Origin of the sequence: Streptomyces sp. NPDC051286, from assembly GCF_044455345.1 — a bacterium.
Taxonomy (GTDB): Bacteria; Actinomycetota; Actinomycetes; order Streptomycetales; family Streptomycetaceae; genus Streptomyces.
In genome coordinates this window covers 39322-49307 of record NZ_JBITER010000019.1, presented here as the reverse complement: position 1 = coordinate 49307, position 9986 = coordinate 39322, and the positions used below count along the sequence as shown (strand labels likewise).

Sequence of the window (9986 nt, the reverse complement as noted above, 5' to 3'; positions counted from 1 at the left end):
CGCGGTAACCGGTGCGGAGCAGCAGCGGAACGCAGAAGCGGCCCGGAGGGGGTACACCCCTCCGGGCCGCTTCGAACTGCGGTGCCTTGGTCCCTACAGCGCGCCGAACCCCACCCGCCGCGTGCTCGGCTCGCCGATCTCCACATAGGCGACCCGGTCGGCCGGCACCAGGACCTTGCGGCCCTTGTCATCCGTGAGGCTGAGCAGCTGCGTCTTGCCGGTCAGAGCCTCGGCGACCGCGCTTTCGACCTCCTCGGCGGAAACTCCGCTCTCCAGAACGATCTCCCGGGGTGCGTGCTGCACGCCGATCTTGACCTCCACGGCTATGTCCCTCCGACGGTCAGTCCTCTTGCGCGTGAGCCGCGCCGTACGCACCACACATTAGCCCGGTGAGTGGAGCTGTCAGAGGTCGGCAGGCAACGCCCGCAGCGAACACGCACCGCGGACACTGAGGAGCGCCGGCCGGACGTCAGTGCTGATCGATGCCGTGCAGGGGGAACCCGGCGATGCCACGCCAGGCCAGCGAGGTGAGGAGCTGTACCGCCGTGTCGCGCGGGATCGCCGACTGGCTGGACAGCCAGTACCGGGCGACGACCTGGGACACGCCGCCCAGACCGACCGCGAGCAGCATCGACTCGTCCTTGGAGAGCCCCGTGTCCCCCGCGATGACGTCGGAGATCGCCTCCGCGCACTGCAGCGAGACCCGGTCGACCCGTTCCCGTACCGCCGGCTCGTTCGTCAGGTCCGACTCGAAGACCAGCCGGAAGGCGCCGCCCTCGTCCTCGACGTACGCGAAATAGGCGTCCATCGTCGCGGCGACCCGGAGCTTGTTGTCCGTCGTCGACGCCAGCGCGGTACGGACCGCCTGCAGCAGCGATTCGCAGTGCTGGTCGAGCAGAGCCAGATAGAGCTCCAGCTTGCCCGGGAAGTGCTGGTAGAGCACCGGCTTGCTGACACCGGCCCGCTCGGCGATGTCGTCCATCGCGGCGGAGTGGTAACCCTGCGCGACGAAGACCTCCTGCGCGGCGCCCAGCAGCTGGTTGCGTCGGGCGCGGCGAGGCAGGCGAGTGCCCCGCGGGCGCGCCGCCTCTGTCTGCTCGATGGCTGTCACGCCGCCTCCCAAAATTGTGATCGAACACAGCCTTTTTCTGCACGCTGCGCCGTACAGCCATCGTACTTTTGAGTAACCCGGGTGCGCGCGGCGCGGACGCAGAATTTCACGGACCGGACGGCTGCGGTAGCCACAGATTCGTCGACCTGCCCGGCAAAGCGGGGCGTATCAGCGGTAATCGTCCTCGTCCTCCGCGACGACGCGCGCCTGCTCCGCCGCATCCGCCTCGTTTGCGGTGTCCCGGTCGATATCCGTGAGTGGATCGTCGCTCCTCGGCTGGAGATCGGCCTGCTGCTCGGCCGCGTCAGCCTCGGGTGCCTCCGGGTCCGGCTCGTCCGGCTGAATTCTCTCGAAGGTCTCCGGGTCGCTGGGGTCGACCGTCATGGTGACTCCCTTCCTTAGATTCGAGCGTAGGAGCTACCCCGGCACGGCGCTATGCGATCTGTGACGGCGAACACATGAACCACAGCGTGATCGTCTCGTAACATTGCCGCATGTCTTCGACCGAGCTGCCGGGAGTCCGAGCCGCCGCTGCGGCGGCCCCCACGGTGAGCACCGTCCGGGTTGCCGAGGGGGAGGAGCTGCGCTCCGTCGCGCTCCCTGGCCTGACGCTGAACGTCCGCGCCCGGCCGCCGGAGCGGACCGGGCTGCCGTCCGCGCTCTACGTGCACGGGCTCGGCGGTTCCTCGCGGAACTGGTCGGCGTTGATGCCGCTGCTCCAGGACGTGGTGGACGGCGAGGCGGTCGACCTGCCCGGCTTCGGGGACTCCCCGCCACCGGACGACGGCAACTACTCGGTCACCGGACACGCCCGCGCGGTGATCCGGCTTCTGGACGCGGGGGAGCGCGGCCCCGTCCATCTCTTCGGTAATTCGCTCGGCGGCGCGGTGGCCACCCGGGTCGCGGCCGTCCGCCCCGACCTGGTGCGGACGCTCACCCTCATCTCGCCGGCGCTGCCCGAGATCCGGGTGCAGTGGCCCGCCGTGCCGACCGGACTGCTCGCCGTTCCGGGGGTCGCATCCCTGTTCTCCCGGATGACCAAGGACATGACGGCGGAACAACGGACGCGCGGAGTCATGGCACTCTGTTACGGCGATCCGGCACGCGTCTCCGAAGCCGGCTTCCGCGAAGCGGTGGCGGAAATGGAGCGACGGCTGGAACTGCCGTACTTCTGGGATGCGATGGCGCGCTCGGCGCGTGGCATCGTCGATGCGTACACGCTGGGCGGGCAGCACGGACTGTGGCGCCAGGCCGAGCGTGTGCTCGCGCCGACCCAGCTCGTGTACGGAGGGCGGGACCAGCTCGTCTCGTACCGGATGGCACGCAGAGCGTCCGCGGCCTTCCGCGATTCGCGGCTGCTGACACTGCCCGATGCCGGGCACGTGGCGATGATGGAGTACCCGGAAGCGGTCGCCCAGGCGTTCCGGGAACTGCTCGACGAATGCGGCGGGAGCTGATCCGGGGCGTGGGACGACATAGCCGAAAAGGGCCCCAAGCCGACGAGCGAGATATCGATGCCGCTGCGGCGGACCGGGGCGGCGCTCGTGAGGCGATCCGGGTGGAGCCCGGCAGCGGACGGCGCAGGAAGGTGGCCGGGGCACAGTCCGGCACGGACGGGCACACTCCGTTCCAGGGGGTCCCGAAGGTGCGCGGCGGCCATCCCGAGCAGCGCGATCCGGGCGGCGGCTGGGGGACCGGACCGCAGCCGGTGTTCGGCGACCGGCAGGCTCCGGGGCGGCCGGGCTTCCCGGGTCTGCGGCCCGGGTCGCCGCAGACGCCTCGGCCCGTGGCCCGGCCGGTGCCGCAGGGGACCTCGGACCGGCAGCCCGCAGCCGGTCCGAGGTCGCTGATACCGGGTCCGCGGCGGGAGTTCGTCGACGCCTTCGATGCACCGCCCGCGCCCCCCGCGCCTCGTTCCCCGTCCGTCCCGCCGGCCCCGCCGGTCGACCCGTTCACCTCGGTCGGCGACGGGGACGAGCAGCCGGCTCCCGGCGACGCCGATGCCCCGCCGGTCACCAGAGGCGGCAAGGGGCGCACCCTCACCGGTGTCGCGGCCGCCGCCGTCACCACCGTGCTGGCGGTGGTCGTGGCCGGCCAGGTCGCGCACGACAGCAGTGGGCGGGTCGGCACGGCCGCCCCCGGGGCGGGTGTCGACCGGGACGGTGGCGAGGACACCTCCTCCCGCTCGGACGACCGGCAGACGCCGAAAGCGGCGGCGGTCGCGCCTCTTTCGTACGAGCAGAAGATGGCCATGGCCTATCCGCTCGCTCCGGAACTCAAGGGTTCCGGACGCTTCGAGACGGTCCCGGGAACAGCGAAGGCGCCGGGCCGGGGGCATAAGTATCGCTATCGGATCGATGTCGAGAAAGGTCTCGGTCTCGACGCCGGACTTTTTGCCGAGGCGGTCCAGAAAACCCTTAATGACGACCGTAGTTGGGCGCACGACGGCGCCATGACTTTCGAGCGGATCGCCTCGGGCCATCCGGATTTCGTGATCACTCTGGCCAGCCCGGGAACCACCGGTGACTGGTGCGGGAAGTCGGGTCTCGATACGACCGAAGACAACGTCTCGTGCGATTCGGCGGCGACCGAGCGCGTGATGATCAACGCCTATCGCTGGGCGCAGGGATCGTCGACGTTCGGCCCGGAGAAGCTCTTCTCCTACCGCCAGATGCTGATCAATCACGAGGTCGGCCACCGGCTGGGTCACAATCATGTGAGCTGCCGCACGCCGGGCGCCCTGGCTCCCGTGATGCAGCAGCAGACCAAGTCCCTCGATATCGACGGCATCAAGTGCCGCCCCAACGCCTGGGTGTATCCGAGGGGTTGAGTCCGGCCGGACCGCCCGTCGGCCCTGCCCGGCTGCCACCGGCTGCCCTCCGGCCGATGCCCGCGAGCGGGCCGGGCGTCCGACCCTTGGAGAGAGTGTCCGGCATGTGGGACGACTGTCTTATTCCGCGTTGACATCAAGGGTGCCGTCGCGCATATTTCTCGGCATGTCACGCAAGCCCGTCACCTTCGAACGCGCCGCCATAGAGCTGGCGCTCATCGGTGTGACCGGGCACAGCGTCGCCGACATTCACTGTTGCTGACGCCTGCCTGAGCGCGCGTCGACTCCCTTTCCCCGAGCCCTGTCTCGCAGGGAACGGCTCTTCCCGACTGCCGCGCCGGGCGTACTCCGTCCGCAGGCGCGGCAGTTCTGGTGCCCCGGTCCGGTTCATCCTGATCCTTGACCGGTTGTCCCACCCCGCACCCTCGCTGCTGCCTGCACGGACCCTTGTTCAGCCTTCTTCCGTCAGCAGTACTCCGAGAGGTCATCTTCCGATGCGTCAACCGTCCGTCATATCGCGCCGCGCGGCAGCGGCCGTCGTGGTTCTCGTCGTGGGTTCGGGCGCCGCCGCGTGCGGGCCCCAGGACAGCAAGGGCAGCGACGGCACATCCGGCGCGGCGGGCAAGCCCGCCAAGGGCGGCACGCTCACCGTCCTCAACAGCAACCCGCAGGAGGACTTCGACCCCGCGCGGCTCTACACCTCCGGTGGCGGCAACGTCCCGTCCCTGGTCTTCCGTACGCTGACCACCCGCAACCGGGAGGACGGCGCGGCCGGTGCGAAGGTCGTGCCCGACCTGGCGACCGACCTGGGCACGCCCAGCAAGAACGCCACCATCTGGACGTACACGCTCAAGGACGGCCTGAAGTACGAGGACGGCACCGCGATCACGAGCGCCGACATCAAGTACGGCATCGAGCGCTCCTTCGCTGCCGAACTCTCGGGCGGTGCGCCCTACCTGCGCGACTGGCTGATCGGCGGCGCCGACTACCAGGGCCCGTACAAGGACAAGAAGGGCCTCGCCTCGATCGAGACGCCCGACGCGAAGACGATCGTCTTCCACCTCAACAAGCCGGAGGGCGAGTTCCCCTACCTGGCGACGCAGACCCAGACGACCCCCGTGCCGAAGGCCAAGGACACCGGCACGAAGTACGAGAACCACCCGATCTCCTCGGGTCCGTACAAGGTCGTCAAGAACGAGGGCGACGGCGAGCGCCTCGTCCTGGAGCGCAACACGTTCTGGTCGGCCGCCACCGACGAGGAGCGCAAGGCGTACCCGGACCGGATCGACGTACGCTCCGGGCTCGACTCCGCCGTCATCAACCAGCGGCTTTCCGCCTCGCAGGGCGCCGACGCCGCCGCAGTCACCACCGACACCAACCTCGGGCCGGCCGAGCTCGCCAAGGTCACCGGCGACAAGACGCTCGCCGCCCGTGTCGGCACCGGCCACTTCGGCTACACGAACTACATCGCCTTCAACCCGAAGGTGAAGCCGTTCGACAACCCGAAGGTGCGCCAGGCGATCTCGTACGCCGTCGACCGCACCTCGGTCATCAACGCGGCCGGCGGCTCCGCGCTCGCCGAGCCCGCCACCACGTACCTGCCGAACCAGAAGTCCTTCGGTTACACGCCGTACGACCACTTCCCGGCGGGCAAGACCGGAAACCCGGCGAAGGCCAGGGAGCTGCTGAAGGAGGCCGGTTACGCCAAGGGCCTGACCATCACGCTCACGCACTCCAACGAGAAGAACTTCGAGACCAGCCCGGAAATCGCCACCGCCATCCAGGACGCCCTCAAGAAGGCCGGCATCACCGTCAAGCTCCAGGGCTTGGAAGGCAACGACTACTCCGACACCACTCACAGCGCCACGAAGGAGCCGGGCTTCTTCCTCGCCCACTGGGGTGCCGACTGGCCGTCCGGCGGACCGTTCCTCGCACCGATCTTCGACGGACGCCAGATCGTCAAGGACGGCGCCAACTTCAACAGCGGTTTCCTGAACGATCAGGCGGTCAACAAGGAGATCGACGAGATCAACAAGCTGACCGACCTGGATGCCGCAGCTCAGCGCTGGGGCGCCCTGGACAAGAAGACCGGTGAGCAGGCGCTGACCGTGCCGCTCTTCCACCCGATCTACAAGCGGCTCTTCGGGCAGGACATCAAGAACGTCGTGATCAGTGACTGGACCGGCGTCCTCGATATCTCCCAGGTCGCGGTCAAGTAGCCATGTCGGAATCTCTGCTGGCCCAGGAGGCGGGAGCGGCCCCGGTGGCCGCTCCCCCTTCAGGGGCCCGGCTGTTCTGGCGGCGGCTGCGCGCACAGCGCGCGGCCACCGCCGCGGCGGTCGTTGTCCTCCTGCTTGTCCTGGTCGCACTCGCCGCGCCACTGCTCACGGCACTGGCGGGCCAGGACCCCAACGCGTACCACCCCGACCTCGTCGACTCCGCGGCCGGCGGTGTTCCCATCGGCCCGTTCGGCGGCATCAGCGCCGACCACTGGCTCGGCGTCGAACCGCAGACCGGCCGCGACCTGTTCGCCCGGATCGTCTACGGGGCCCGTGTCTCGCTCGGTGTCGCCGTCGTCGCCACCATCCTCCAGGTCGCGATCGGCCTGGTCGTCGGCGTCGCCTCGGCCCTCGGTAACCGGTGGGTCGACCAGATCCTCAGCCGTATCACCGAGATCAATGTCGCCCTGCCGATCATGGTGATCGCGCTGGCGCTGCTCGCGATCGTCCCGTCGTCCTTCCCTCGGCCTGTACTGATCGCCCTGGTCATCGGCGGGATCAACTGGGCCGGTACGTCGAAGATCGTGCGCGCACAGGCCCTCACCTTGAAATCGCTCGACTTCGTCTCGGCGGCCCGGCTCAGCGGGCGGGGCAAGTGGAGCATCGCCCGACGCGAACTGCTGCCCTCGCTTGCCGCGCCCGTCATCACGTACGCCGCACTGCTCTTCCCCACCAACATCGTCGTCGAAGCGGCCCTGTCCTTCCTCGGGGTCGGCATCAAACCGCCCACTCCGTCCTGGGGGCAGATGCTCACCGAGGCCGACACCTGGTACCAGGCGGCCCCCACCTATCTTCTGCTGCCCGCCGGGCTGCTCTTCGTGACCGTGCTCGCGCTGACCGTCTTCGGTGAGGGTGTCCGTACGGCACTCGACCCGCGCGCCGCGTCCCGGCTGCGGATCGGCACCGGCCGCAAGGAACGCAAGAAGGAGGCCCAGGCATGACCGGGTTTCTGCTGCGAAGGCTCGGCGGAGCCGTCTTCGTGCTCCTCGCCCTCACCGTCGTCCTGTACGCGGTCTTCTACGTTGCCCCAGGCAATGTCGCCCAGCTCGCCTGCGGCCCGCGTTGCTCGCCTGCCCAGGTCGCACAGGTCACCGAGCAGCTACAGCTCGACGACCCGGTGTACGTGCAGTACTGGCACTTCCTCCAGGGCCTGGTCGCCGGACGGGACTTCTCCACCGGTACGGGTGTCGAGCACTGCGGTGTGCCCTGCCTCGGCGTCTCGTACCAGAGCGATCAGCAGGTCACCGAGCTGATCCTCACCAAGCTGCCAGTCACCGGCTCGCTCGTGATCGGTGCTTTCGTGGGATGGGTGGCGCTCGGCGTCGGCACCGGTGTGCTGTCCGCCTGGCGGCGCGGCACATTCACCGAGCGCGTCCTGACCTGGCTGACGCTGGCCGGCACGGCCACGCCCGTCTTCGTCATCGGATTGCTGCTCATCATCGTCTTCTGCTCGACCCTGCAGTGGCTGCCGTCCCCGACATATGTGCCGTTCAGCGAGGACCCGCAGCAGTGGGCCTGGGGCTTGCTGCTGCCCTGGGTGTCGCTGGCCCTCATCGAGTCCGCCAAGTACGCCCGGCTGACCAGGAGCTCCATGCTGGAGACGCTCGCCGAAGACCATGTCCGCACCTTTCGGGCGTACGGAGTCAGCGAGCGGGCCATCATCGGGCGGCATGCGCTGCGCGGTGCACTCGCACCCGTGATCGCGCTCAGCGCGCTCGACTTCGGTTCGATGTTCGGCGGCGCGGTGCTCACCGAATCACTCTTCGGCATCCCCGGCATCGGGCGCGAACTCGTCCACGCCGTCAAGGTCGTCGACCTGCCCGTCGTCGTCGGCATGGTGCTGGTGACCGGATTCTTTGTGGTGCTCGCCAATGCCGTCGCGGATGTGCTGTACGCGGTGGCCGACCGACGGGTGGTCCTGTCATGACACTTCCGCTGGTGGAGGTCAAGGACCTCACGATCGACTTCGGTATGGTCCGTGCGGTGGACGGCCTCTCGTTCACGCTGGAGGCGGGCGCCGCGCTCGGTGTCGTCGGTGAGTCCGGCTCCGGCAAGAGCGCGTCCGCGTACGCCCTGCTCGGACTGCACCGGGGGACAGGCGCCACCGTCGGCGGCTCGATCCGGGTCGCGGGCGTGGACGTACAGACGGCGGACGACACGGAACTGCGGGCGCTTCGCGGGGCGGGGGCCGCGATGGTCTTCCAGGACCCGCTGTCGTCCCTGGACCCGTACTACGCGGTCGGCGACCAGATCGCCGAGGTGTACCGGGTCCACACGCGTGCCTCACGGCGGGCGGCGCGGGCGCGGGCCGTGGAGGTCCTCGACCGGGTCGGCATCCCCGACGCGGCACGGCGTTCCCGGTCCCGGCCGCACGAGTTCTCCGGCGGGATGCGGCAGCGCGCCCTCATCGCGATGGCGCTCGCCTGCGAGCCGCAGCTGCTGATCGCCGACGAACCGACGACCGCGCTGGACGTCACCGTCCAGGCCCAGATCCTCGACCTGCTGCACCACCTGCGCCATGAAACGGGCATGGGACTGCTGCTGGTCACCCATGACGTGGGCGTCGCGGCGGAGAGCGTCGACGACGTGCTGGTCATGCAGTCGGGCCGGGAGGTGGAGAGCGGGCCGGTCGCCGACGTGCTCGGTGCGCCCCGTCGGCCGTACACCCGCGAACTCCTCTCCGCGGTCCCGCGGGTGGACGCGACGCGGGTGGCGCCGGACGTGAAGGGTGCGGTGCCCATCCCGGAGCCGCGGGGTGCGGGCGATGGCGAGCCGCTGCTCGAAGCCGTCGGCCTGCGGCGCGAATTCGGACGCGGCAGCGGCCGGTTCATCGCGGTGGACGGCGTCTCCCTCACCGTCCACCGCGGCGAGACACTCGGCATCGTCGGCGAGAGCGGCAGCGGCAAGACAACGCTCGGCCGGATGCTCGTACGCCTCCTCGACCCGACCGGGGGCAGGCTTCACTACGGGGGTGCGGAGATCGGCTCCCTGCCCGACAAAGCACTGCGGCCGTACCGGCGCGAGCTCCAGATGGTCTTCCAGGACCCCGTCGCCTCGCTCAACCCACGCCGCTCGATCGGCGAATCCGTCGCCGATCCGCTGCGCGCCGCAGGCGTCCTCGACGACACGAGGATCCGGAGCCGTGTCCGGGAACTGCTGGAACGCGTCGGGCTCGACCCCGACCGGTACGACCGCTACCCGCACGAATTCAGCGGCGGACAGCGCCAGCGCGTCGGTATCGCCCGCGCACTCGCCGCCGACCCCAAGGTGATCGTCTGCGACGAACCGGTCTCCGCGCTCGATGTCACCACCCAGGCGCAGGTCACCGCACTCCTGGCCGAACTCCAGCGGGAACTCGGGCTCGGGCTGGTCTTCATCGCCCATGACCTCGCCGTCGTCCGGCAGGTCAGCGACCGGGTCGCGGTGATGCGGCAGGGGCGGATCGTCGAACAGGGCAGCGTCGACGAGGTCTACGGGGCACCGCGGGATCCGTACACCAGGCAGCTTCTCGCCTCCGTACCCGCGCTCGATCCGGCGCTCGCGACGGTGCGCAGGGCGGCCCGCAAGGAGCTGGCCGCAGCCTGACCTTGCGTAACCGATCACCCTCATAGCGCGACAGAACGCTACGGGGGCGGGAAAGTTACGACGGTTCACCCCTTTCGGTGGCGGGCCGGTCAACCCCCCCGCGCGCCCCCCCCCGCACCCCCTACGGGGGGGCCCCCCGGGGGGGGCCCACCCCGCGGGCCCGGCGCCCGGGGGCCGGGGC

At 69.8% G+C, this 9986-nt stretch carries 10 protein-coding genes; 7 read left to right on the top strand and 3 right to left on the bottom strand.

What is annotated here, in order from left to right; translation table 11 throughout:
* Nucleotides 1-93: 93 nt before the first annotated feature.
* From ACIBB8_RS20400 to ACIBB8_RS20390, 3 genes are all read right to left on the bottom strand, one after another.
* Complete coding sequence (locus ACIBB8_RS20400) at nt 94-321, bottom strand: DUF3107 domain-containing protein (RefSeq protein WP_366137933.1); 228 nt, start codon at nt 319-321, stop codon at nt 94-96.
* Nucleotides 322-469: 148 nt separating this feature from the next.
* Nucleotides 470-1111 (bottom strand): TetR/AcrR family transcriptional regulator, encoded by a 642-nt coding sequence (locus ACIBB8_RS20395; RefSeq protein ID WP_030915445.1) that lies wholly within the window; start codon nt 1109-1111, stop codon nt 470-472.
* Between the two features lie 168 nt (nt 1112-1279).
* A complete protein-coding gene (locus ACIBB8_RS20390) occupies nt 1280-1495 on the bottom strand; it encodes a hypothetical protein (protein WP_345510504.1) in 216 nt (71 codons plus the stop codon).
* A 110-nt stretch (nt 1496-1605) separates the two neighbouring features.
* Between ACIBB8_RS20390 and ACIBB8_RS20385 the strand changes: the two genes are divergently transcribed.
* The 7 genes from ACIBB8_RS20385 to ACIBB8_RS20355 all read left to right on the top strand — a co-directional run bounded on the left by ACIBB8_RS20385 (nt 1606) and on the right by ACIBB8_RS20355 (nt 9805).
* Nucleotides 1606-2568 (top strand): alpha/beta fold hydrolase, encoded by a 963-nt coding sequence (locus ACIBB8_RS20385; protein ID WP_398953989.1) that lies wholly within the window; start codon nt 1606-1608, stop codon nt 2566-2568.
* Nucleotides 2553-3941 (top strand): DUF3152 domain-containing protein, encoded by a 1389-nt coding sequence (locus ACIBB8_RS20380; RefSeq protein WP_398953987.1) that lies wholly within the window; start codon nt 2553-2555, stop codon nt 3939-3941. Before ACIBB8_RS20385 ends, ACIBB8_RS20380 begins: the two co-directional genes overlap by 16 nt.
* Before the next feature lie 166 nt (nt 3942-4107).
* Nucleotides 4108-4203, top strand: coding sequence for an Ms4533A family Cys-rich leader peptide (locus tag ACIBB8_RS20375; RefSeq protein WP_358860501.1), 96 nt, complete (start codon nt 4108-4110; stop codon nt 4201-4203).
* Nucleotides 4204-4435: 232 nt separating this feature from the next.
* A complete protein-coding gene (locus ACIBB8_RS20370; protein ID WP_398953985.1) occupies nt 4436-6160 on the top strand; it encodes an ABC transporter substrate-binding protein in 1725 nt (574 codons plus the stop codon).
* Nucleotides 6161-6162: 2 nt separating this feature from the next.
* The gene (locus tag ACIBB8_RS20365) at nt 6163-7161 is read left to right on the top strand and encodes an ABC transporter permease (protein WP_366694159.1); all 999 of its coding nucleotides are present in this window, start codon (nt 6163-6165) and stop codon (nt 7159-7161) included.
* Entirely contained in the window at nt 7158-8147 is a 990-nt protein-coding gene (locus tag ACIBB8_RS20360) for an ABC transporter permease (protein WP_366694160.1), read from the top strand. Before ACIBB8_RS20365 ends, ACIBB8_RS20360 begins: the two co-directional genes overlap by 4 nt.
* On the top strand, nt 8144-9805 hold the full coding sequence (locus ACIBB8_RS20355; RefSeq protein WP_398953983.1) for a dipeptide ABC transporter ATP-binding protein: 1662 nt from the start codon (nt 8144-8146) through the stop codon (nt 9803-9805). Before ACIBB8_RS20360 ends, ACIBB8_RS20355 begins: the two co-directional genes overlap by 4 nt.
* Nucleotides 9806-9986: the final 181 nt, after the last annotated feature.

Coding starts and splice junctions, on each gene's coding strand:
- ACIBB8_RS20355 (WP_398953983.1), top strand. CDS start 8,144: ATGACACTTCCGCTGGTGGAGGTCAAGGACCTCACGATCGACTTCGGT.
- ACIBB8_RS20385 (WP_398953989.1), top strand. CDS start 1,606: ATGTCTTCGACCGAGCTGCCGGGAGTCCGAGCCGCCGCTGCGGCGGCC.
- ACIBB8_RS20370 (WP_398953985.1), top strand. CDS start 4,436: ATGCGTCAACCGTCCGTCATATCGCGCCGCGCGGCAGCGGCCGTCGTG.
- ACIBB8_RS20380 (WP_398953987.1), top strand. CDS start 2,553: ATGCGGCGGGAGCTGATCCGGGGCGTGGGACGACATAGCCGAAAAGGG.
- ACIBB8_RS20360 (WP_366694160.1), top strand. CDS start 7,158: ATGACCGGGTTTCTGCTGCGAAGGCTCGGCGGAGCCGTCTTCGTGCTC.
- ACIBB8_RS20390 (WP_345510504.1), bottom strand. CDS start 1,495: ATGACGGTCGACCCCAGCGACCCGGAGACCTTCGAGAGAATTCAGCCG.
- ACIBB8_RS20365 (WP_366694159.1), top strand. CDS start 6,163: ATGTCGGAATCTCTGCTGGCCCAGGAGGCGGGAGCGGCCCCGGTGGCC.
- ACIBB8_RS20375 (WP_358860501.1), top strand. CDS start 4,108: ATGTCACGCAAGCCCGTCACCTTCGAACGCGCCGCCATAGAGCTGGCG.